Here is a 23692-nt window from a genome sequence, read left to right on the forward strand (position 1 = left end):
ATCAGGGGTACGGGACAGCGAACGACGCTCGGGGAGGGCGCATGACTGCCGAGGCGGGCTTCAGCCTGCGCAGAGTGAAGCGGGCGCGGTACGCCCTGGCTGCCGTGTTCTGCGTCCATGGCGCGGTGACCGGCAGCTTCGCGACCCGCGTCCCCTGGATCCAGGAGCACGCCGGGGTGAGCGCGGGCCAGCTCGGTCTGGCGCTGGCCTTTCCGGCGATCGGTTCTTCGCTGCTGATGCCGGTCTCGGGTGCGGTCACCCACCGGTTCGGGGCCCGCAACGCGCTGCGCGGGCTGCTCGCGCTGTGGACGCTGGCACTGGCGCTGCCCGCTTTCGCACCGAATCTGGTGACGCTCTGCGCCGTGCTCTTCTTCTACGGCGCCGCCGCGGGCATGGCGGACGTGGCGATGAACGCACTGGGGGTCGAGACGGAGAACCGGCTCGGCCGGTCCATCATGTCCGGGCTGCACGGCATGTGGAGCGCGGGCGCCCTGATCGGGTCGGCCGCCGGCACGCTCGCCGCCCATCTGGGCAGCGACGCCAGGCTCCATCACTGCATCGCCGCCGCGGCCCTCACCGTGCTGGGACTCGCCGCTTGCCAGGGGGTACTCGACCTGCGGAGCACGGAGCACGACGCACCGCCGCCGCGCTTCGCGCTGCCGCCGAGGTCCGCGCTGGTCATCGGCGCTGTCGCCTTCTGCGCGGTCTTCGCTGAGGGCGCGAGCCTGGACTGGTCGGCGGTCTTCCTGCGGGACACGCTGGACACATCGGCGGGCGTCGCCGCCGGATCCACCACCGCCTTCTCGCTCACCATGGCGGTGGCCAGACTCGCCGGGGACCGGGTGGTCGACCGCTTCGGCGCGGTACGGACGGTACGCGCGGGCGGGGTCCTGGCCACGCTGGGCGGGCTGGGGGTCGTACTGGCCCCCAACCCCTGGGCGGCGGTGGGCGGTTTCGCGCTGATCGGGCTCGGGGTCGCGGTGGTCGTCCCGCTGGCCTTCGCGGCGGCCGGGCGCAGCGGCCCCAACACCAGCCAGGCCATCGCGGGCGTCGCCACCATCACGTACACCTCGGGGCTCATCGCGCCGTCGGCGATCGGCGGGATCGCCAATGCGACCTCGCTGGTGGGCTCCTTCATCCTGGTGACCGTGCTGGCGTTCGGCCTGGTGCTGGCCGCGGGTGTGCTGCGCTCGACGAACCGCGTGGTGGCGGTGGCCGGGGCTGAGCAGGAGGCCTGACCGGGGCCGCTCTCCGCCGGTGACCGGAGCCGCTTCCCCGCGGTGACCGGACCTGCTTCCCGGCGGTAAAGGGAGGGCCGGGCTCCGGATTAACATTGCTCTGGCCATTTCTGCCGCGAAGTGCACGATCAGCTGCCGGGCGAGACAGAGAATCAGCAGAGAACTGAACGAATGGGAGCGATCATGGGCGGCCTGGGCGTGCGCTGGACCTTGCACGGGGACGGGAAGACCCCCGCCCCGGGGGCCGTCGTACGCCCCGACGAACGGCTGACCTGGCCGCGCACCGCCGGGCTCGGCGCGCAGCATGTCGTGGCGATGTTCGGTGCGTCGTTCGTGGCGCCCGTCCTGATGGGGCTCGACCCGAATCTCGCGATCATGATGTCCGGTGTCGCGACCATGATCTTCCTGCTCGCCACCCGTGGCCGGGTCCCCAGCTATCTCGGCTGTTCGCTCTCGTTCGTGGGCGTCGCCGCGACCATCCGCGCCACCGGAGGCAGCAGCGCCACCGTCACCGGTGCGGTCTTCGTCGTCGGTGCGGTCCTCTTCGCGGCGGGTCTGGCCGTCCAGCGGTTCGGCGCGCGGATCATCCATGCCGCGATGCCGCCGGTGGTCACCGGTGCGGTCGTCATGCTGATCGGCTTCAACCTGGCGCCGGTGACCGCGTCCACGTACTGGCCGCAGGACCAGTGGACGGCGATCCTGGTGATGCTCTTCACCGGTCTCGCCGTCGTCTGCCTGCGCGGTTTCTGGTCCCGGATCGCGATCTTCCTGGGGCTGGTCTTCGGATACGGCCTCTCCTGGCTGTCCGACCGGGTCTTCGGGAAGATCCACTCGGTCGACTCGGCCGGCAAGGTCACCGACCACTGGCGTCTCGACCTCTCCGCAGTGGGCCACGCGGACTGGGTCGGGCTGCCGCACTTCCACGCCCCGAGTTTCCAGTGGTCGGCGATCCTCGTCGCGCTGCCCGTCATCATCGCGCTGATCGCCGAGAACGCCGGGCACGTCAAGGCCGTCGGCGAGATGACCGGCTCGAACCTGGACGACAAGCTGGGCACCGCCATCGCCGCCGACGGTGTCGCCTCCATGCTCTCCACCGGTCTGGGCGGCCCTCCCAACACCACGTACTCCGAGAACATCGGCGTGATGGCCGCGACCCGTGTGTACTCCACCGCCGCGTACTGGGCGGCCGCCTGCTTCGCCCTGCTCTTCGGCCTCTGCCCCAAGTTCGGTGCCGTGGTGGCCGCCATCCCGGGCGGCGTGCTCGGCGGGATCACCGTGATCCTCTACGGCATGATCGGCCTGCTCGGCGCGCAGATCTGGATCAACGGCAAGGTGGATCTGCGCAATCCGCTGAATCTCGTACCGGCGGCCGCGGGCATCATCATCGGTGTCGGCGGTGTCTCACTGAAGATCACGGACAACTTCCAGCTCAGCGGGATCGCGCTCGGCACCATCGTGGTCATCACCGGCTACCACGCGCTGCGGGCCATGGCACCGCCGCACCTCAAGTCGCAGACGCCGCTGCTGGATTCGGGCACCTCCTCGTACGAGAAGCCGGAGGGCGGCGCGGAGCCGGAGCCGGGCAGCGACGCCTGAGGCCTTTCGCTGGAGCCTTTCCGGCTTCGCCCGTTCTGAGGAAGTACGGGCGTGATGCCGCCGTCCGGCGGCCCGCTGCTGCCAGGCTGCCCCCATGACACAGACGGAACAGCGCGCGGCCCGGACCGTCCCCGAGCGGCGTTCGGTCGACGGTGTGGTGGCCAGGATGCGGGCCCTGCGCTCGTCGTGGCCGGCCGCGGACGGGGTGGCGGTCTTCAACAACATCTATCTGACGGTCACCGAAGAGGTCGGACAGCGCATCGAGGGACGGCAGTTCCCCGATCCGCGCCGCGCCACGACGCTCGACGTGGTGTTCGCGGAGCGCTATCTGGCCGCGGTCGGAGCGGTGGCCGACGGGCACCGGCCGCCCGCCTGCTGGCGGCCGCTCTTCCAGTACCGCCACCATCCCGGCGTACGGCCGCTGCAGTTCGCGCTCGCGGGCATCAACGCGCACATCGGCCACGATCTGGCGCTCGCCGTCATCGACGCCTGCCGTCTCCTCGGCTGCGAACCCGCCGCGCTCGAAGGGGACTTCCACCGGGTGGGCCAGCTACTCGAACGGCTGGAGGAGCGGATCCGCGAGGAGCTGATGCCGGGTCCTGACCTCCTGGAGATCATCGACCCGCTCACCCATCTCATCGGCTCGTGGAGTCTGGAGCGGGCCCGCGACGCCGCCTGGTCGGCCGCCCGGATTCTCTGGAGCCTGCGGGAACAACCGGTGCTGGCCGAGGAGTTCAGAGAGGGGATGGACGCGAGTGCCGGCCTGGTCGGCCGGTATCTGCTCACCCCCCTGCGCTGACCCACCCGGCAGCGCCGGCTCTCCCGGCGAAGGAGTTCACCATGGCGGTCCCGCTCGGTCTCGGCCTTCCTCAGATGAAGCAGTACGCCATCGGGCGTGATGTCCCGGCGGTGGCGCGCGCGGCCGAGGAGACCGGTTTCGAGTCGCTGTGGGTCTTCGAGCGGATCCTCTTCCCGGAGCCCGCGACCCAGGGGCTGTACGGCGTCCCGGGGCTGCCCTGGCCCGAGCAGTACCGCTCGGTGGCCGATCCCCTGGTGACCCTGACCCTGGCCGCCGCGGCGACCGGCCGGGCGGAGCTGGGCACCAGTGTGCTGGTGGCGCCGCTGCATGTGCCCTTCCAGCTGGCCCGCTCCCTCGCCTCGCTCGACGCGGCGAGCGGCGGCCGGGTCGTGGCCGGGATCGGGACGGGCTGGTCCCACGACGAGTACGCGGCGGCGGCCGTGGCCCCCTTCGCGAAGCGGGGCGCGCTCCTGGACGAGCTGCTCGATGTCTTCGCAGCGGTGTGGGGTCCCGATCCGGTGGCGTACGAAGGGGAGTTCACCACGATCGCGCCCGCCGTGGTCGGCCCCAAGCCGGCCCGCCCGATCCCGGTCCGGCTGCCGGCGGGCGGCCCGCGCGCGCTCCGGCGGCTGGTCGACCGGGCGGACGGCTGGATTCCGGTTGCCCTGGGGCCCGGCGCCCTGGCCGAGGAGTGGCGGAAGATCCAGGACCTGGCGGGCGAACGGGGCCGCGAGCGCCCGCTGACCGTGACGGTCCGGGTCAACGCGACCCACAGCGTGAAGCCGTACGAGGGCGGGGACCGCAAGCCGTTCCAGGGCAGCACCGCGCAGATCGTCGAGGATCTGGCGGCCCATGCGGAGACCGGGGTGGCCACCGAGTTCCTGCTCGACCTCCAGAGCACGATGCGTGACGCGCACGAACTGACCGACGTGGCCGCCGAGGTGTACGCGGCAGCGCGCGCGGCCGGGATCTGACCGGCCGGCCGGCGCACGGCCTCCCCGCGCTCCCCCGTGCTCAGAGCCCAGGGGGTCCAGGGGCTCAGTCCTCGGGGAGTTCGACCGGCGCGATCTCGTCGTACAGGTCGCCGGGCCCGGGGTTGGCCGCGTCGGTCGTACCGCCGAAGTGGTGCATGACGCCCCAGACCGCGTTGAGCGCGGTCTGCACGGCGCCCTCGGCCCAGCCCGCCGTCCAGGAGATGTCGTCGCCCGCGAGGAACAGCCCGCGCCGGTCCTCGGGGAGCCGGTCCTGCATGAAGTGGGTGAACAGCCGCCGCTGGTAGCGGTAGTGGCCGGGCAGGTTGGCCTTGAACGCGCCCATGAAGTAGGGCTCGTCCTCCCAGGAGACGGTGACCGGGTTGCCGATGATGTGCTTCCGGATGTCCACCTTCGGGTAGATCTCGCCGAGCGACTTCAGCATGACCTCCATCCGCTCGTGCGCGGAGAGCGGCAGCCACTTGAGGCTGTCGTCGCACCAGGTGTACGAGAGGCAGATCGTGGCGGGCCGGTCCGGGCCGTCGTCCAGCAGGTAGGTGCCACGCGTCATCCGGTCGGTGAGCGTCATCGACATCGTGTCGCGGCCGGTCGGGTTGCCGTTGTCGTCCAGCGCCTCGTCGAGCCAGAAGGGCCGGTCCACCGGGACGAACAGCTTGGACGACTCCATGTAGTGGGTGCGCTCCATCGCCGTCCAGTGGTCGATGGGGAAGAGCGTGTCGTCGCAGTCGATCTTGGAGAGCAGCATCCAGGACTGCGCGGTGAAGACGGCCGCCGGGTAGGTGCGTATGTCGCCGGACGCGTCCGTGACGGTGATGCGGTTGCCTGCCGTGCGGTGCAGCCGGGTCACCGCGGCGCGGGGCTCCCCACCGTGCAGCGAGGCGAGCGAGGTGCCGGACGGCCAGTGGACGGTCTTCTGCGGTTCGCGCTCCCAGAGCCTCATCGGCAGCTGCTGCGAGCCCCCGACGATCCCGCGGTGGTGGTCGTCCGCCTCCGTGTAGACGACCCGGAGGATCTCCAGGATCGAGTTGGGGAAGTCGGTGTCCCAGCCGCCCGTCCCGAAGCCGACCTGGCCGAAGATCTCCCGGTGCCGGAACGAGGAGAACGCCTCGGACCCGCAGAGGAAGCCGTAGAACGTCTGGTCGTCCAGCTGCTCGACGAGCCGTGCCCAGATCTCCCGGATCCGCGGTACGTCCCGCTCGCGCAGGGCGCGGTTCATGTCGGAGAAGTCCGCGCCCTCCTCCAGGCAGGCGTTCCAGGCGTGCATCACATCGCGGTAGACCTGCGGAAGGTCCTCCACGGACGTGGCGTAGTGCGACTCGCCCTTGAGGTCGACCACTGTCGAAGGGGTGCCGGGGGCCAGCGGGTTGGGGAAGGACTTCGTCTCAAGACCCACCAGGTCGATGTAGTGCTGGAGCGCCGTGGAGGACGGCGGGAAGCGCATGGCCCCCAGTTCCGCGGTGAGCGAGGGGTCGCAGCCGTCGAATCCCACGGTGCGCAGCCGCCCGCCGATCCGGTCAGCCTCGTACACCACCGGCTTGAGGCCCATCTTCATCAGCTCGTACGCGGTGATGATCCCCGAAAGCCCGCCACCGATGACGGCGACCTCGGTGCCGTGCTCGGTGGCCGGTATCTGGCCGAGGCCCGCCGGGTGCGCGAGGAAGTCGTCGTAGGCGTAGGGGAAATCCGGTCCGAACATGGTGATCGGCGGCTGGCCGTCGGCGTGCTGAACGGCGGTGTTGGGCACCGTGGACGTCATGGGGTACGGGCTCCTTGCACGGAAAGTCGCGGAAGCGGCTGAAGTAGCGGAAGTGCTGAAGTGGCTGATGCAGGGGCGCGCGGTACGAGCGGGGCTCAGACCAGCGAGTGGTAGAGGTCCGGTCGGCGGTCGCGGAGATACGGGTTGTTCTCGCGCGAGGCGCGCAGCAGCGCGGGATCGGCGTCGCCGGTGATCAGCTCGGTGCCGCGTCCGGCGCGGGTGCGGACGGTCCCGTCGGGGCCTGCCAGACAGCTGAGGCCGACGAAGTCGAAGTCGCCCTCGGGGCCGGTGCGGTTGACGTACGCGATGTACAGCTGGTTCTCGAAGGCCCGGACCGGCACCAGGGACTCGGCGACGAACTGGAAGGGGTGCATCTGGGCGGTGGGGACCAGGAGCAGATCGGTGCCGGCGAGTGCGTGCGCCCGGACGTTCTCCGGGAACTCCACGTCGTAGCAGATCATGATCCCGATCCGGAGCCCGGCCAGCTCCGCCTGGACGACGGGGGCGTCCCCCGGCGTGAACCACTTCTGCTCGAAGCAGCCGAAGAGATGGGTCTTGCGGTAGTTGGCCAGGCGGTGGCCTTCGGCGTCGATCAGCTGGGCCGCGTTGTGGATCTGCGCGCCGTGGCGTTCGGGGTAGCCGTAGAGCACGGCGATCCCGTGGCGTACCGCGATGTCCGCGACGGCCAGCGCACTGGCGCCGTCGGCGGGCTCGGCCAGCCGGGGCACGTCCTCACCGATCGCGTATCCGGTCAGGAACAGTTCGGGGCAGACCAGCAGTCCGGCGCCGGAGGCCGCGGCCCGGCCCGCTGCCTCGTCCAGCGCGGTGAGGTTCCCCGCGACGTCGCCGGGACGGCCGGAACTCTGGAGCAGGGCGGTGCGCAGCGGCGGCATGGCAGACCTCGGACGGTACAGAAGGGGATTCTGGGGACAGACCGACGGTACGTTCAGCGGCTCCATGCGGACAAGGCGCCTCCATTGCGCATCACTGCACGATTCGTTGCGTCTCTGTGCCTGCTGATGGCGATCCGTTGCGTGCCCGCGAGCGGGCAGCGGGTCAGGGCTCCGCGGCGTACCGATTCCGCTGGGGGCGAACCCGGAACCCGGGAGTGATGGACTGGCACTGGCGGGGTAAGCGAGCGGGAGATGCTGAGGAGCCGCCCGTGGTTGTCATGGATTCGCCGTTGGCAGACAGTGCCACGGCCCGCGATGCCGCCAGCCGATTTCTGTCCCAGAACTGCCCCTGGGCCGATGTCGACGCTGTGCTGCTCGTGATCAGCGAACTCGCCGCCAACGCGGCACGTCACACCGCGGGCTGGTGGCACCTGCGGCTGAGCGCCGAGCCCGGCGTGCTGGTCGTGGAGATGGACGACGACAGCCCGGCGCACCCCGTCGCCCGTGAGCCCGACTTCTCGGGAGGCGGCGGGTTCGGGTGGCACATGGTGCTGCGGCTGGCCGGGCGGGTCGAGATCAGCCCGCGCGCGTCCGGCAAAACGGTCCGGGCGATCTGGTCGCATCCGCCGGCCGGGCAGGCGGTCGGCTGAGACGGTCACTCCGGGCCGAGCAGTTCCCTCCGCAGCTGTGCGGTGATCCGTGCCAGCAGCCGGGACACATGCATCTGGGAGATGCCCAGTTCGGCTCCGATCTGCGACTGGGTCAGCTCGTCGCCGTACCGCATCCGCAGTATGCGCCGGTCCCTGGCACCGAGCCGGGCCACCAGCGGTTTCAGCACGGCGAGGTTCTCCACGAGGTCCAGGCCGCTGTCGGGTTCGCCGAGCCGGTCGGCCAGGGTCCTGGCGCCGCTGTCCGCGCCGTCCTCGACGGTGGAGTCGATGGAGCCGGCGGTGTAGCCGTTGGCCGCGACCAGCCCTTCGACTATCTCCTCCTCGTCCATCCCGAGGTGCCTGGCCAGTTCGGAGGGCGTCGGGGAACGGTCCAGGGTCTGGAACAGCTCGTCGGACGCCTTGGCCAGCGTGATCCGCATTTCCTGGAGGCGCCGGGGCACGTGGACGGACCAGCTGGTGTCACGGAAGAAGCGCTTGATCTCACCGATGATGCAGGGCATCGCGAATGTCGCGAACTCCACCTCGCGGGAGAGGTCGAACCGGTCTATCGCCTTGATCAGCCCGATGGTGCCGACCTGGACGATGTCCTCCATCTGGTCGGAGCGGCTGCGGAAGCGGGTGGCAGCGAACCTGACCAGCGAGAGGTTCAGCTCGATCAGTGTGTTGCGCGCGTACTGGTGCTCGTGGGTGCCCTCTTCCGCTGTGTCGAGGGTGGCGAAGAAGAGCCGGGAGAGTTCGCGCGCCTCGTACGACGCGACCTTCGACGGGTATGCCACGTAAGGGAGTTGTCCGGGCGCCCGGCCCGGCGGGTGGCCGGCGTGCGGATGGCCGACGGGCTGGTGGCCGGCGTGCGGGGCGAATCCGGCCGGGACAGTGGTCGCCAGGGGCACGGTGTACTCCCTCTCTCGTTCTCCGGCAGCTTCCGCAGTTCCCGATTACCCGTTACGGGGCACTCCATACGCGGGAATCCGGCCATTGCGCCGTCAACGACGGGCCAGGGCGATGACACAGGCGGTGACACAAGGCGGTGACAGAGAGCGGTGATCGGAGACGCGGGGACAGCAGTGCTACGGGAGATACGGGGGGCGCGAGGGGTTGCGAGGGGATATGGGGAGAGCGCGTCGGAGCGCGGAAACGCCGGAGCCGGCCTCCGCAGGTGCGGAGGCCGGCTCGGCGTCGGTACGGTCAGCCCGAACCGGTCAGCCCCAGCTGGCGTGCAGCGGCTTGCCCTCGGCGTAGCCTGCGGCGCTCTGCACCCCGACGATCGCCTTCTCGGCGAACTCCTCCAGGGTGTTGGCACCGGCGTAGGTGCAGGAGGAGCGGACGCCCGCGATGATCGAGTCGATCAGGTCCTCGACACCCGGGCGGGCCGGGTCGAGGAACATCCGCGACGTGGAGATGCCCTCCTCGAACAGGCCCTTGCGGGCACGGTCGTAGGCCGACTCCTCGCTCGTACGGTTGCGGACGGCGCGGGCCGACGCCATCCCGAACGACTCCTTGTACCAGCGGCCGTCGGCAGCCTGCTGCAAGTCGCCCGGGGACTCGTACGTCCCGGCGAACCAGGAGCCGATCATGACGTTCGACGCACCGGCGGCCAGCGCCATCGCCACGTCACGCGGGTGCCTGACCCCGCCGTCGGCCCAGACGTGCTTGCCGAACTTCCGCGCCTCCGTGGCGCATTCGAGCACGGCGGAGAACTGCGGGCGGCCCACGCCCGTCATCATCCGGGTGGTGCACATGGCGCCCGGGCCCACGCCGACCTTGATGATGTCGGCGCCGGCCTCGATGAGATCACGTACGCCCTCGGCGGCCACGATGTTGCCCGCGACGATCGGCACCTGCGGGTCGAGTGCCCGCACCGCCCTGACCGCGGCGATCATCGACTCCTGGTGGCCGTGCGCGGTGTCCACGACGATCGTGTCGGCGCCGGCGTCGAGCAACTGCTTGGCCTTGCCCGCGACATCGCCGTTGATACCGACGGCGGCGGCGATCCGCAGCCTGCCCTGAGCGTCGACGGCCGGGGTGTAGAGGGTGGCGCGCAGAGCGCCCGTGCGGGTCAGGATGCCGGCCAGCCTGCCGTCCGTGTCGACGGCGGGCGCGTAGCGGCGGTTGGCGCCGTCGAGCCGGTTGAACGCCTCACGCGGGTCGATGTCCGCGTCGAGGAGCACCAGGTCCTTGGACGACATGACTTCGGACAGCTGGGTGAAGCGGTCGACGCCCGCCAGGTCCTCGTCGGTCACGACACCGACCGGCCGCCTGTCCTCGTCCACCACGACACCCGCGTTGTGGGCGCGCTTAGGCAGCAGGGACAGCGCGTCGGCGACGGTCTGCGTCGGGGCGAGCACTATGGGCGTGTCCAGCACGAGGTGACGCGTCTTCACCCAGGAGATGACCTCGGTGACGACCTCGATCGGAATGTCCTGCGGGATGACGACCAGGCCGCCGCGCCGGGCGACGGTTTCGGCCATCCGGCGGCCCGCGATGGCCGTCATGTTCGCGACGACGAGCGGGATGGTGGTGCCGGTGCCGTCGGGGGCGGACAGATCGACGCCCTGACGTGAGCCGACAGCGGAGTGGCTCGGCACCATGAACACATCGTCGTACGTCAGGTCGTACGGCGGCTTGAGATCATTGAGGAAACGCATACTAACTCTCTCACCTGCGGTTATACAGAATGGGCGGGCGGGAAGTCAGCGCCGTCCGGCACAGGATCAGGCTGCGGCTCCTAGGCCATCATCGCCGATGGGACCCCGAGTGGCGAATGCGCGCCCCCTCTTCTGTGGCTTCCACCAGGGGCGGGGTACGGCGGCTCGTATGTTCAGCCGAACCGGCCGGGGCGGCGGTGCGTGTCGCGGACCGGTGCGCGGCTCAGACCGGTCCGTACTGCCCGTGCTGCCCGTACTGCCCGTGCTGCCCGTGCTCTTCGTGCTCTCCGTGCTGTCCGCTCCGGTCCGCGAGCACCTCGCGCGCCGCACGTGCCCCGGAGGCGAGCGCGCCCTGCACGGACCCGGTGGCGCGGTGGTCTCCGCACACATGACGCCCGGCGGCCACCCGCGTCGTGCGGCTCAGCGGCCACGGCGCGGTCATGGCGGGCAGGGCGCCCTCCACCGTGTACGGGGCGAGGAGCTCCCAGGACGACGTGTCGGTGCCGTACACCTCGGCGAGCACGCCGCGCAGCCTCTCCTCCTCCCCCGGCCCGCCGGGACCGAGGACCGATGTGGAGATCAGGGAGCGGTCGGCCGGGGCGTAGGTGGGGGCGACCTCGCTCAGTACGCAGGTGTTGAGGAAGCGCCGCGCGCTGTCGACCAGCAGGGTCGGCTCGTGCAGCGGCGGCTGCGGGGCCGCGTGGTAGTAGGTCGTGACGGTGCGGGTGTCCGGTACGACGAGGCCGGGCAGCAGCCGGGCCGCCGCGGCCGGCCCGGTCGCGACCACCACACAGGGAGCGTGGAGCTCCGTGCCGTCCGGCAGCTCGACACCTGCGTCCGTGATCGCCCGCACCGGGGTGCCGGGGCTCAGCACCCCCGGCGGCAGCGCGCCCGCGAGCTGCGCCGGTACGGCGCCGATCCCCGCCGCGGGCAGGCACTGGGTGCCCCGGAGCATGCTGCGCCAGACCAGATGGAAGAAGCGCGACGAGGTTTCGAGGCTGTCCTCCAGGAAGACACCGGAGAGGAAGGGCCGGAAGAACGTGTCGATCAGTTTCTCGGAGATCCCGGCGTCGGCGAGCGCCGTGCGCGTCGTACGGTCCGCCGCACGCTTCACCGCGCCGGCCGGCCCGAACAGGTCGCGCGCGGAGAGCAGCCCGAGCGCCAGGAGGTCGCGGCGGCCCGCGACCGGCCGCAGCGACAGCAGATCCACCGCCACGCCCGGCCGCCGGGTCGGGTCGCTGAACCGCAGCCGTCCCGACGGCGTGTACACCAGGGCTCCGGGCGTGAAGGGGCGCAGCCGCAGCCCTCGGAGCCACATCCGCTGTTTGACCTGGGGGTACGACGTGTTGAAGACCTGGAAGCCCCGGTCGAGGAGGAATCCCTCGTGCCGGTCGGTGCGCATTCTGCCGCCGGGCGTGTCGGATGCCTCCAGCAGGCTGACGGACAGACCCTCCCGGCACAGATCAGCGGCACAGGCGAGGCCGGCCAGCCCCGCGCCGATCACGATGACATCGCAGCGGCGGCCCCGGTGGTCCGTCATGGGGTGGCAACCCTTCACTCGTCCGGACTTCTCAGTAGACGTCCTCGGGGCGCTTTTCTCTCGCCGGACGCCCCTGCCGGGAAGAAGCAGGGACAGTGGAGGAAGAGAACAGCACAGAAGACCATGAAACCGACATGCCACGGAGGTCTCCATGAGCGACGGTGAAGCGGCACCCGCGCCCGGCTCACCCGCCCTGCACTGCCTGGTGACCGGGGCTACGGGCTATATCGGTGGCCGGCTGGTGCCCGAACTGCTCGATGCCGGCCACCGCGTCCGCTGTCTGTCCAGGTCCCCGGACAGACTGCGGGACCACCCCTGGGCCGGACGGGCGGAAGCCGTACGGGGAGATGTCACCGATGCCGCGTCGGTGGCCGCGTCCATGCGGGGCATCGACGTGGCGTACTACCTGGTGCACGCGCTGAACACCGGCTCCGGCTTCGAGGAGACGGACCGCAGGGCGGCCAGGATCTTCGGCGAGCAGGCCCGGGCCACCGGTGTCCGGCGCATCGTCTATCTGGGCGGCCTCACCCCCGACGGCGTACCGGAGCAGGAGCTCTCACCGCATCTGCGCTCGCGGGCCGAGGTCGGCCGCATCCTCCTCGCGTCGGGGGTGCCGACCACCGTGCTGCGCGCCGCGGTCATCATCGGCTCCGGCTCCGCGTCCTTCGAGATGCTGCGGTATCTCACCGAGCGGCTGCCGGTCATGGTCACGCCGAGCTGGGTCAGCACCCGGATCCAGCCGATCGCCGTCCGGGACGTGCTGCGGTACCTGGTCGGCAGTGCGCTGATGCCGGCCGATGTGCACCGGGCCTTCGACATCGGCGGACCCGACATCATGACGTACCGCGACATGATGCGCCGGTTCGCCTCGGTCGCCGGCCTTCCGCACCGGCTCATCCTGCCGGTGCCGATGCTCTCGCCGCGCCTGTCCAGCCACTGGATCGGCCTGGTCACCCCCGTTCCGCGCTCGCTCGCCCGGCCGCTCGCCGAGTCGCTGCGCTACGAAGTCGTGTGCCGCGAACACGACATCGCGCGGTATGTGCCGGACGGCCCCGGTGTGCCATTCAGCTTCGCCAGGGCGCTCCAACTGGCGCTCCAGCGGGTCCAGGACGCCCAGGTCACCACCCGCTGGTCGTCCGCCTCGCTGCCCGGCGCCCCGAGCGATCCGCTGCCCACCGACCCCGGCTGGGCGGGCGGCAGCCTCTACACGGACCGGCGCCAACTCACCATGGACGCGGCCCCGGAAGCGCTCTGGCGGATCGTCGAGGGCGTCGGGGGCGACAACGGCTGGTACTCCTTCCCGCTCGCCTGGGCCGTGCGCGGCTGGCTGGACCGGCTGGCCGGCGGGGTCGGCCTGCGCCGCGGGCGGAGGGACGCGCAGCGGCTCAGAGTCGGCGACTCGCTGGACTTCTGGCGGGTCGAGGCGATCGAGCCGGGCCGCCTGCTGCGGCTGCGGGCCGAGATGCGGCTGCCGGGACTCGCCTGGCTGGAGATGTCCGTGGACCGGGACAGCCGGGGACGCACCCGCTACCGGCAGCGCGCCCTCTTCCACCCCCGGGGGCTGCTCGGACACGCGTACTGGTGGAGTGTCGCGCCCTTCCATGCCGTCGTCTTCGGCGGAATGGCCCGCAATATCGCCGGAGCGGCGGACCGCGCGAGCCAGGGCCGTCAGGAGCCCGCCCCCGGCGCCCGCTGAAATCTGCCAGGAAACCGAAGAGGAGTGGCGCATGAGCGTGTCGGTCGCCCTGTTCACCTCCGACCTGCGGCTGCACGACAATCCGCCGCTGCGCGCGGCCCTCGCGTCGGCGGACGAGGTGGTGCCGCTGTTCGTCCGCGACCGGGCCATCGAGTCGGCGGGCTTCGCCGCGCCCAACCGGCAGGCGTTCCTGGCCGACTGCCTGGCCGGCCTCGACGCGGGGCTGCGGGAGCGCGGCGGCCGGCTCGTCCTACGGTCGGGCGCCGTGACCGATGAGGTCTGCCGGGTGGCCGCGGAGACGGGCGCCGCCGATGTGCACATGGCGGCCGGGGTCAGCGCGTACGCGCAGCACCGGGAGGAGCGGTTGCGCGCGGCGCTGGAGGCGGACGGCAGGCGTCTGTGCGTCCATGACGCGGTGATCACCGCGGTGCCGCCGGGTGCGGTCACCCCCGCGTCGTCGGACCACTTCGCGGTGTTCACCCCGTACTTCAGGCGCTGGTCCGAGGAGCGGCTGCGCACCGTCCAGGGCGCGCCGCGCACGGTACGGGTGCCCGGGGCCGCCCGGTCGGAGCGGCTGCCGTCCCGCACGGACGTGTCCGGGGTCTCGGAAGGTCTCGCCGCCGGCGGCGAGCGCGAGGGCCGCGCCCGCTGGTCGGCCTGGCAGCGGAACGGGCTCGCCGGGTACGAGGACCACCACGACGACCTGCCGGGCGATCTGACGTCCCGTCTGTCGCCGCATCTGCACTTCGGCACCCTCTCCCCCGTGGAGCTGGTGCACGGCGCGTCCCGGAGGGGCGGTGCGGGCGCCGACGCGTTCGTACGGCAGCTGTGCTGGCGGGACTTCCACCACCAGGTGCTCGCCGCGCGCCCGGCGGCCGCTTCCGCCGACTACCGCTCGCAGCACGACCGCTGGCGTTCCGAACGGTCCGCCGCGCGGGAGATCACGGCCTGGAAGGAGGGACGCACCGGATATCCGGTGATCGACGCCGCGATGCGGCAGCTGCGGCACGAGGGCTGGATGCACAACCGGGGGCGGCTGCTCACCGCGAGTTTCCTCGCCAAGACGCTGTACGTGGACTGGCGGGTCGGTGCGCGGTACTTCCTGGAGCTGCTGGTGGACGGCGATGTCGCGAACAACCAGCTCAACTGGCAGTGGGTGGCGGGCACCGGCACGGACAGCAGGCCGAACAGGGTGTTCAACCCGGTGACCCAGGGCAGGCGGTACGACCCGCAGGGGGATTACGTCCGCCGCTGGGTGCCCGAGCTGGCCGGTCTGGTGGGGGCGGCCGCGCACGAGCCGTGGAAGCTCCGGGGGCCGGAGCGCGCCGCGTACGACTATCCCGGGCCCCTGCTCGAACTCTCCGACGGCCTGGCCCGCTTCAAGCAGGCACGCGGCCGGGCCTGATCGCGGGGGCGCGAGGCCTGCCGGTCAGCGCACCCGTCCGGGGTCAGACCCCGTCGGGGTCCGCGCGGTCCAGCGCCGGGCGCGGTCCGGGTCCGGTCTCCGTCAGCAGGAAGTCGGCGGCCGCCGTGTCGGTGACCAGGCTGGTGACGAGGCCCGACTTCAGGACGGCCCCGATCGCCGCCGCCTTGCGCTGGCCGCCCGCGATGGCCACGACCTCGGGGATCCGGCGCAGCCGGTCGGCCTCGACGGTGATGCACCGCTCGCCCAGGTCGCGGCCGACCCGCCGCCCCTCGGCGTCGAAGAGGTGCGCGGACATCTCGGCGGCGACCCCGAGCGAGGCGTAGTGCGCCCGCTCCGCGTCGCTGAGCATGTCGTGGACCGTCGAGATGCCCGGCTCCCAGGAGCCGATGGACACCGCGGCGACGGTCACCTTGTCGAAGTACTCGAAGGCGCGCGCGATACCGGTCTGGTTGCGGAGCGCGGCGGCGGTGGCCGGGTCCGGCAGCAGCATCGGGGCGTAGATGGGGTGCGCCTCGCCCCCGGAGACCTGGGCGGCACGCCGTACCGCCTCGACGGAGCCGCGCTCGGCGGTCCCCGCGTCGTACACACCGGTCAGCTGGACCACCGTGCACGGCGGGAGAACATTGAGCGCCGCCGCCATGTGGATGGTGGAGCGACCCCAGGCGAGGCCCAGCACATCGCCCTCGGTGACCAGCTCGCCCAGCAGATCGGCGGCGACCTCACCCAGGTTCTCCGGATCGGGGGCGTCGTCCGCCGCGTCCGCCGGGGACTCGACGACGACCGCGTGGCGCAGCCCGTAACGGGCCCGCAGCGCGTCGGAGCGCTCCGCGTCCAGCTCGGCGGGGACCCGGATCTCGATCCGTACGAGATCGCGCTCCAGCGCCGTCTCCAGGACCCGGGCGACCTTGAACCGGCTGACGCCGAACTCCTCGGCGATCTGGATCTTGGACTTTCCCTCCAGGTAGAAGCGACGGGCCATGGCCGCCGCCTGCACCAGCTCCGCGGGTCCCATCCGCAGGGCTGATCTGCCCGCCGACATTGCAGACACCGCGATCTCCTCACTACTGCTGTTCACTCCCGGACCCGCCATCCTGTCAGACCCGGCATCACTTGATCAGCCCCGAAAGGCCGCGTTCATCTCCTGGCCGCTCAGTGGCCGCAGGCCCAGCCCGCCGTCGCCGTCGTCTCCTGCGCCTGGTGGCGGAGCATCCGGACCGCCGCGGCCGGGTCGTCGGCGCCGTACACCGCGGAGCCCGCGACGAAGACGTCCGCGCCGGCCTCCGCGCACCGCTCGATCGTCGACGCGGAGACCCCGCCGTCGACCTGGAGCCAGAGTTCGAGTCCGTGCTTGGAGATCAGCTCACGGGTGCGGCGGATCTTCGGCAGCATGATGTCCAGGAAGGACTGGCCGCCGAAGCCGGGCTCCACCGTCATGATCAGCAGCATGTCGAGCTCCGGGAGCAGGTCCTCGTAGGGCTCGATGGGCGTCGCGGGCTTCAGCGCCATGGAGGCGCGTGCGCCCTTGGCCCTGATCTCGCGCGCGAGCCGTACGGGGGCGGCGGCGGCCTCCACGTGGAAGGTGACGGAGCCCGCGCCCGCCTCGACGTACTGCGGCGCCCAGCGGTCCGCGTCCTCAATCATGAGGTGGCAGTCCAGCGGCGTGTCCGAGGCCCGGCTGAGCGCTTCCACCACAGGGACCCCGAGGGTCAGATTGGGGACGAAGTGGTTGTCCATCACATCGACGTGGAGCCAGTCGGCACCTTCGACGGCCTTCGCCTCCTCCGCGAGTCGGGAGAAGTCGGCGGACAGGATGCTGGGGTTGATCTGCACGGCCATGCCCCAAGCCTGCCATGCCCCGGCGCAGTTGCCCGCCACGGCAGGGACCGCGGTGGACCGGGGATCCGCACACACCGCGCAAACCTCGCATACACCGGCGCCGGGAGGTGCAGGTTCCCGCTTCTCCCTACCACAGCCGATGGCCTGGCCCGGAAGTCCTCAGGTGTCTCATCCGTGGTCGACCCGGTTTGGTCTCACGATCCTGGCCATCGAGTGCACCAGAGGTGACAGGGGCTGCGGAGTCCAGCGTTTGGTGGAAGCGACAACTACCGGGGTACGGCTTTGACGCGCACGACGAGGACCGCTTCGACGATGCCCCATACGTTATGTCGATCAGGTGCCCAACCGCCCATATCTGACGTGACCCAGCTACTTCTTCAGGGTCTAAGGGCTCCTATAGGGGCAGATGCCCGGCTCGGATCGACTAGCGGAGACCAGTATGACTGAACTGACCCCAACCGATATCGCGCCATCGGCGCCGGGGACGGGGAAACGTGCGATCGGCGTGCTGCCACTGGTCGGCATCTTCTTCTTCACGGTTTCCGGAGGTCCCTTCGGGCTGGAAGCTTCTATTTCCAGCGCCGGGCCGGGCATGACCTTGATGATGATTATCCTGGTGCCAATTATTTTCGGTGTCCCGAACGCATTGGTGGCAGCGGAACTCAGCGCCGCGATACCGGTCAACGGCGGCTACTATTACTGGACAAAACTCGCGCTCGGAAATTTTCCGGCATTTGTGTTCGGTATCTGGAATACGGTCGGCTCAGTGTTGAATCTCACCCTGTATCCGATCCTGCTCGTCGACTACCTGGCGACCTGGGTACCCGCCATCACGCGCGGGAAGGGACTGGTAATTCTGTCCCTGTTCCATGGTGGCTTCGTGGTGGACCTGCACTGGATCGTCACCGTCGCCCTCATTATCCCGATGGCCTACCTCAACTATCGCGGCTCCAAGGCCGTGAGCGAATATTCAGTCGGGATGATGGTGCTGATTCTCGCACCGTTCGCCGTGTTGGCAGTTATCGGTGTCTATCAAGCGATCAACAACGGAACCGATGTTTTTTCACCCTTCATGATTCCAGGTCAAAGCGCGCGCTCGTCGGTGGCCGGCGCGCTCAGCGTGATCGTGTGGCTATACCTTGGCTTCGACGGTCCGAGTACCGTGCTGGGTGAGGTTGCCGACGCGCACCGAACCTACACGCGCGCCCTGATCATTTCGGTTCCGCTGATCATCGCTGCCTACCTCTTGCCCACGATCGCCGCCATCAGCAGTGGCCTTCATCGGGGTTCGCCCGCCGCCTGGGCTCAAGGCGATTTCATCACGGTCGGCGATATCTTGGGCGGAAGCTGGCTCAAGGTGCTGATCTCCCTGGGCTCGGCGCTTTCCCTGGCCGGCTTGTTCATGGCGATCCTCCTGACGAGCACACGAATTCCGCGCGCGCTTGCAGCAGATGCTTATCTGCCTCGTTGGATGGCACGAGACAGTAGACGATTCGACACGCCGGTAGGTGCTCTTCTGGCGAGCAGCATTGTCGTGATTGTCCTCGCTGCTGTCGATTTCAGTTCGATTTTGCGGGCCACGGTGCTCCTCACCCTGTCGTCCATCCTGCTTGAATTCGTCGCCTTCCTGGTCCTTCGCTGGCGGTATCCGCAGATGCGCCGACCGGTTCGTGTTCCCGGCGGCTGGCCCGGCGCTGTCCTGGTGGTCGCGCTCCCTACCGGAATGATCGTGTATCTGGCGTGGATTTCAGCAGTCGATGAGACCGCTACGTTCCTCACGAGTCTCGCGGTGGCACTCCTGGGCGTGGCGCTGTACCCGCTGTGTCGCCGATTCGTCAAGGGCCACCGACCGGACGCGGAAATGGATTACTCGAACGTCGAGCTCGGGCCTGACAGGTACACAGGATCCGGTTCACAGAAGGCGGGAATTTGATGAACATGCGACCCATGATCTCCCAGCTGACAAAGCAGCTGCGCACATCGTGGCCGGTGCCCGGGCTCGCCATCAGCATTGTCACCGCAACCGGCGAATCCATGCTCATCACAGAGGGATTCGCTGACACGGAATCCGGTGCTCCAGTTTCTGATCACACGCGGTTCGAGATCGGTTCGGTCAGCAAGACCTTCACCGCGTTCCTGCTCGGGCAATTGGCAGATGAGGGGAAGGTGAATTTCGAGGCGCAGGTTGCTGACTATCTGCCGTGGTTCACCCCGAACGGCGGGTCGCGAAAAATCACAGTCCGCCACCTTATGCAGCACACTTCGGGTCTGGTGGCCGGGGCTGATGCGCTTCCCGATGCCGCCGCTCGCGGTTACGCATTGCGTGATGCGACGACGTGTGTCGAACCGGGGCAGATGTTCCACTACTCCAACGAAGGCTATAACCTGCTGGGGCTGATCATCGAGCATGTCACAGGGAAATCGCTCGCGGACGCCATGCCCGAGCGGCTGCTGCACCCGCTGGGAATGCGTGAATCGACAGCGCACATCATTCACGAAGACATAGCCCACCTCGCCACCGGATACCGGTTCCGGCACGACGCCGCACCGCCACTGCCGTCGGCCCCGCTCACGCCTGCCACCTTTCTCGATTATTCGGCGGCCGATGCGAATGTGACTGCAACCGCATCCGACTTGGGCGTGTTCGCTCGAATGCTCCTGGGGCGCGGCACCGTGGCCGGCACCAGGATCCTCAGCCCGGAGCGGTTCGAGCAGATCATCACAGACCGTGTCGACGCAGGCGGTTCGGCGGAACATCGGAGTGGTTATGGACTTGGCGTGGACGTGGAAATCATCGACGGCCATACCTGGCTGATGCACGCCGGCGGAATGGTCGGATACCGCTCGTTTCTCGCCGCCGATATCGACGGTGGATACGGCGTCGCAGTGCTGACCAATGCGCCCGGCGACTGCCAGATAATCGACCGTTTCGGCCGGCATGTGCTTTCCGTCGTACAAGGCGCCTCGCCGGAACCGGCGCTGTTCGACCGGGAGATAATCGCAGACGCTCATCGCTACACAGGAAGCTACGGAGCGGGATCGCGCCGGATCCGGGTCGACGCCACTGCGGACCATGGCCTCTCTCTCACCTCGAACGGGACAACAGGCAAGCTGTACGACGCAGGGGACGGGCGGCTGGCATGTGATCACCCGGACTGGTCCGACTACCACCATTCGCTGAGCACCGTCGCCGGGAAGCCGCAGTGGCTCTGCGGACCCGACTCGCTCGGTCCCGACCCCACGCTCGGTCCTGACCCCACGCCGGCCACAACCCCGCATCCGCTCGCCGGTCACTACCGGAGCTACACGCCCTGGTATCCCAGCTTCAGGATCGTGCAACGGGCGGGGCGACTGCACATGATCGCTGCGACCGGCGTCGAAGCGCCGTGCGATGAACCGGAACTCATCGCACTCGATGACGGAACGTTCCGCGTCGGAGCCGATCCGCGATTGCCGGAGCGGTTGACAGCCGGCCCCGCCCTCAACGGCTCAGTGCTGTGGGTCGACCTGGATGGATGCCGCTACACGCGCTCATTCCGTCCATAGCGTGAGCAATCAGGCAATCCTCATCCGCAGCTCGCGCACCCGAAGCTGGAGGTGCGCGAGCAGCACGGCGTCGGCATCAGTGAAATCCAGCCCGGAGACCTCGCGGATCCGGCGCAGCCGGTAGCGCATCGTGTTGGGGTGGATGTGCAGCTTGGCCGCCGCGATGTCCGTGGCCCCCGCGGCGGCGAGATAGGCGGCCAGGGTCACCGTCAGCAGACCGTCCTGGCCATCCTCCTGACACAGCCGGTGCAGAGCTCCGCTGGTATCCGGGAGGCCGAGCGACTCAGTAACGTCGGCGAGATGGAGCAACAACACCGGCAGCGCCATGTCCTCCACGGTGCGCACAGCCGGCCCCTGGAAGGTCGGGTGCCGTAGCGCCCGCAGTGCGGCGTCTGTCTGCGCCCGCACGGCGGCGATCCGGCCCAGCGAGTCGGCCGGGCCGCCGATGGCGACCACATAGTCACTGGCCAGCGGTGTCCGCCCGAGGAAATCACGTGCCAGGTTGATGGTCGACTCAAGTGCCGCGGTGTGTTCCGGAGGCCAGGCAACGAGTACGTACACCGCGCCTGTGCCCACCACCGAGGCAGACCGGGAGTGCACGGCCGCCAGAAAGTACTCCAACGTGTCAGCGAACCGGCGTAGCTCGTCAGCGGTCGCCGCGTCGGCGTCCGTGGTCCCGATCAACCTGGGGGCCGCAGCCAGTACACAGACCGGTCCAGAGCCCAATTGCAGCCGGCTCGCCTCCACTCGATCGGCCGACCCTCCGAGTACCGCGGCAGCCAGCTCGCCGCGCTGCTGACGGGCATAGCTGGTCTCGGTTCGCAAGCCGACCATCTGCAACGCGACCATCGACGCGAATTCGCGCAGCCGAGCGGTGCCCGCCTCGTCGAGCGGCCCGGCAACCGCGGCCCAGATGTAGCCGAGGACATCCGAGCCGGCCCGGACAACGATGGCTACCCTCGGCAGCTGGTCCGGTTCGGTCGCTTCCATGTACACCGGCTCGCTGCTGGCATGGAGGCGCTCGAATTCATGGCGCTCGCGTTGTTCGGCGAGCGTCCTCGGCTGCACCGCCCGCCCCAGAATGGTCTCGATCCGCTCGGCATCGGTCTTGTCCTGGCCCTCCGACCAGGCGACCAGCGCGGAAAAGCGGTCTTCGATGGTGACCGGGGCGCCGAGAGCCTCGTAGATCGCGTTCGCCAGGGAAAACAGCTCCGAGCCGCTGCTGACGGAGCGCACGCGCATCCTCGCGTATTCGAGCAACTGCTCACGAACGGTCGTCGCGACGTGCATCCAGGACGCGTTCTGGTTGACCTCGATGATCGTCAGCTCTTCGTCCGCCGACGGTGGCACCGGGGCCTTCACCGCCACCACTCGCGCGGCGCCACGTTCCATCGCCGCGGTCAGTTCGCGCAGCTCGGCTTCAGTGGTCACGCCGACGCCCAGCACCACACACCCCGGCCCAAGCTGCGTCGGTGCACCCGGGGCGTAGATGGCGATCTCGGTCAGCGGCCCGTCGCAGCCGGTCCCCTCCTGGATCAAGCGCAGCAGCGCCGGGCCGATGTTGTCCACCAGTTGGCGGGCGGGCAGGTGCCGCCGCGCGCCAGACTCCTGCATGTGCGTCTCCGGCTCAGCGATTGTTGCAGACACCAAGTCTGAGCGCCCCATATTGATGATGTCAACGATGCTTCGACCCAACGAAAGCCCAAATATAAGGGGAGTCACTTCGGAGAGCGGGACCAACCAATGTCACGAGGAGCGCGGATGGCGGCGACGCAGGCAGGCCGGGAGCTGGTGGGGCTGTTCCCCCCGGGGACGACCCAGGACGGGACTGGCGCGCTGGTACTCGGCGGTGTCCCGGTGGCAGAACTCGCCGAGATCTACGGCACCCCCGCGCTGATCGTCGACGAGGCCGCAATCCGCGCCCGTGCCCGCCAGTATGCCGAGGGTCTGGCCGCCCGCTGGCCGAACTCCCGGGCCACTTTCGCCTCGAAGGCCTTCCCCTGCACGGCCGTCTACCGGCTGCTCACCGAGGAGGGCCTCGGCATCGACGTCGTCGGCGGCGGCGAGCTGACCCTCGCCCTCGCCGCGGGCGCCGACCCGACCGGTCTGGTCGTGCACGGCAACGCCAAGACCGAGGAGGAGTTGCGCCTCGCCGTCGAGGCGGGCGCTGGAGAGATCGTCATCGACAACTTCGACGACATCGACAAGCTGGAGAAGATCCTCTCCGACACCGGCGGCGAGCAGGGCGTGCTGGTCCGGGTCACTCCCGACATCCACCCCGACACGCATGAGGCCATCTCCACCGGCCAGAACGGCTCCAAGTTCGGCCTGCTCCTCCCGCAGGCCCGGGAGGCGATCGCGCGGCTGCGCGCCGGCGACCGGTTGCGGCTGGACGGCGTCCACGTCCACATCGGCTCCCAGATCCTGGACCTCGAACCCTTCGCGCAGGCCGTCGAGGCAGTCGCCGAACTTGGCGAGTTCGCCGTCTACGACCTGGGCGGCGGCCTTGGTTCCCGGTACACCTACACCGACCGGCCACCCACGGTGGAGGCGTACCTCGACGCCATGACCGACGTCGCGAAGCGGCTGCTGCCGGCCGACGCCCGCCTCCTGATCGAGCCGGGCCGTTCGCTGGTGTCCGAGTCCGGCGTCTCGCTCTACCGCGTCGTCTCCGTCAAGCGCGGCGCCGGCCACACCTTCGTCGCCGTCGATGGCGGTATGGGCGACAACCTTGAGGTATCCCTCTACCAGCAGCGTTTCGAGGCCGCCGTCGCCACCCGCCCGACCGGCGCGGGCGAGATGTGCCGACTGGTGGGTCGCCACTGTGAGTCGGGCGACACCCTCAGCGCCGGCGTCCCGCTCGACGACCCGAGCGTCGGCGACCTGATCGCCGTACCGGTCACCGGCGCCTACACCTACGCGCTGAGCAACAACTACAACGGCGCGCGCCGCCCCCCGGTGGTCTTCGTCCGCGACGGCGAGCACCGCGCCGTCGTGCGTCGCGAGACCTACGCCGACCTGATGCGCCGCGACCTGCCGTAACTGCGCCCTTGCACCA

Annotated in this window: 18 protein-coding genes; 10 read left to right on the plus strand and 8 right to left on the minus strand. The window is 69.8% G+C overall.

All coding sequences use genetic code 11. The features are described 5' to 3' along the window. The first annotated feature begins 41 nt into the window (after positions 1-41). From OHB13_RS04725 to OHB13_RS04740, 4 genes are all read left to right on the plus strand, one after another. Positions 42-1238, plus strand: coding sequence for an MFS transporter (locus OHB13_RS04725; RefSeq protein ID WP_328375855.1), 1197 nt, complete (start codon positions 42-44; stop codon positions 1236-1238). A 171-nt stretch (positions 1239-1409) separates the two neighbouring features. Then, the gene (locus OHB13_RS04730) at positions 1410-2834 is read left to right on the plus strand and encodes a uracil-xanthine permease family protein (protein WP_266859026.1); all 1425 of its coding nucleotides are present in this window, start codon (positions 1410-1412) and stop codon (positions 2832-2834) included. A gap of 94 nt (positions 2835-2928) precedes the next feature. Continuing rightward, positions 2929-3633 carry a DUF5995 family protein gene (locus tag OHB13_RS04735; RefSeq protein WP_266859024.1) on the plus strand — a complete coding sequence of 235 codons (705 nt, stop codon included), beginning with the start codon at positions 2929-2931 and terminating at the stop codon, positions 3631-3633. Positions 3634-3674: 41 nt separating this feature from the next. Beyond that, entirely contained in the window at positions 3675-4607 is a 933-nt protein-coding gene (locus tag OHB13_RS04740; protein WP_328375858.1) for an LLM class F420-dependent oxidoreductase, read from the plus strand. 64 nt (positions 4608-4671) lie between these two features. Here the strand turns inward: OHB13_RS04740 and OHB13_RS04745 are convergent, their stop codons facing one another. Together OHB13_RS04745 and OHB13_RS04750 are read right to left on the minus strand one after the other, a co-directional pair. Then, positions 4672-6381, minus strand: a complete 1710-nt coding sequence (locus tag OHB13_RS04745) for a flavin monoamine oxidase family protein (protein WP_266859020.1) — start codon at positions 6379-6381, stop codon at positions 4672-4674. 95 nt (positions 6382-6476) lie between these two features. Then, positions 6477-7274: a carbon-nitrogen hydrolase family protein gene (locus OHB13_RS04750; protein ID WP_328375860.1), complete on the minus strand. Its 798-nt coding sequence runs from the start codon at positions 7272-7274 to the stop codon at positions 6477-6479. A 290-nt stretch (positions 7275-7564) separates the two neighbouring features. Here OHB13_RS04750 and OHB13_RS04755 point away from each other — a divergent pair, with 290 nt between their 5' ends. Next, positions 7565-7924, plus strand: coding sequence for an ATP-binding protein (locus OHB13_RS04755; protein WP_328375862.1), 360 nt, complete (start codon positions 7565-7567; stop codon positions 7922-7924). 5 nt (positions 7925-7929) lie between these two features. On the opposite strand, the gene OHB13_RS04760 is transcribed toward OHB13_RS04755, so the two are convergent. From OHB13_RS04760 to OHB13_RS04770, 3 genes are all read right to left on the minus strand, one after another. After that, entirely contained in the window at positions 7930-8835 is a 906-nt protein-coding gene (locus tag OHB13_RS04760; RefSeq protein WP_443062923.1) for an RNA polymerase sigma factor SigF, read from the minus strand. A 309-nt stretch (positions 8836-9144) separates the two neighbouring features. Next, positions 9145-10590, minus strand: coding sequence for a GuaB1 family IMP dehydrogenase-related protein (locus OHB13_RS04765; protein WP_328375864.1), 1446 nt, complete (start codon positions 10588-10590; stop codon positions 9145-9147). Between the two features lie 223 nt (positions 10591-10813). Continuing rightward, positions 10814-12130 (minus strand): NAD(P)/FAD-dependent oxidoreductase, encoded by a 1317-nt coding sequence (locus tag OHB13_RS04770; RefSeq protein ID WP_328375866.1) that lies wholly within the window; start codon positions 12128-12130, stop codon positions 10814-10816. A gap of 151 nt (positions 12131-12281) precedes the next feature. Between OHB13_RS04770 and OHB13_RS04775 the strand changes: the two genes are divergently transcribed. Both OHB13_RS04775 and OHB13_RS04780 read left to right on the plus strand, forming a co-directional pair. Continuing rightward, positions 12282-13826, plus strand: coding sequence for an SDR family oxidoreductase (locus OHB13_RS04775; protein WP_328375868.1), 1545 nt, complete (start codon positions 12282-12284; stop codon positions 13824-13826). Between the two features lie 31 nt (positions 13827-13857). Then, on the plus strand, positions 13858-15231 hold the full coding sequence (locus tag OHB13_RS04780) for a cryptochrome/photolyase family protein (RefSeq protein ID WP_328375870.1): 1374 nt from the start codon (positions 13858-13860) through the stop codon (positions 15229-15231). A 43-nt stretch (positions 15232-15274) separates the two neighbouring features. Here OHB13_RS04780 and OHB13_RS04785 read toward each other — a convergent pair whose 3' ends face one another. Both OHB13_RS04785 and rpe read right to left on the minus strand, forming a co-directional pair. Further along, positions 15275-16291, minus strand: coding sequence for a sugar-binding transcriptional regulator (locus tag OHB13_RS04785; protein WP_164267829.1), 1017 nt, complete (start codon positions 16289-16291; stop codon positions 15275-15277). Between the two features lie 110 nt (positions 16292-16401). Then, on the minus strand, positions 16402-17088 hold the full coding sequence (gene rpe / locus OHB13_RS04790; RefSeq protein WP_266859006.1) for a ribulose-phosphate 3-epimerase: 687 nt from the start codon (positions 17086-17088) through the stop codon (positions 16402-16404). A gap of 439 nt (positions 17089-17527) precedes the next feature. Here rpe and OHB13_RS04795 point away from each other — a divergent pair, with 439 nt between their 5' ends. Beyond that, entirely contained in the window at positions 17528-19021 is a 1494-nt protein-coding gene (locus tag OHB13_RS04795) for an APC family permease (RefSeq protein ID WP_328375872.1), read from the plus strand. A gap of 14 nt (positions 19022-19035) precedes the next feature. After that, a complete protein-coding gene (locus tag OHB13_RS04800) occupies positions 19036-20634 on the plus strand; it encodes a serine hydrolase domain-containing protein (protein ID WP_328375873.1) in 1599 nt (532 codons plus the stop codon). Between the two features lie 9 nt (positions 20635-20643). Here the strand turns inward: OHB13_RS04800 and OHB13_RS04805 are convergent, their stop codons facing one another. Then, positions 20644-22248, minus strand: coding sequence for a PucR family transcriptional regulator (locus tag OHB13_RS04805; RefSeq protein ID WP_328375875.1), 1605 nt, complete (start codon positions 22246-22248; stop codon positions 20644-20646). A gap of 147 nt (positions 22249-22395) precedes the next feature. Here OHB13_RS04805 and lysA point away from each other — a divergent pair, with 147 nt between their 5' ends. Then, a complete protein-coding gene (gene lysA / locus OHB13_RS04810) occupies positions 22396-23676 on the plus strand; it encodes a diaminopimelate decarboxylase (protein WP_328375877.1) in 1281 nt (426 codons plus the stop codon). Positions 23677-23692: the final 16 nt, after the last annotated feature.

The sequence above is a fragment of the Streptomyces sp. NBC_00440 genome (assembly GCF_036014215.1).
In the GTDB taxonomy this organism is placed as follows: domain Bacteria; phylum Actinomycetota; class Actinomycetes; order Streptomycetales; family Streptomycetaceae; genus Streptomyces.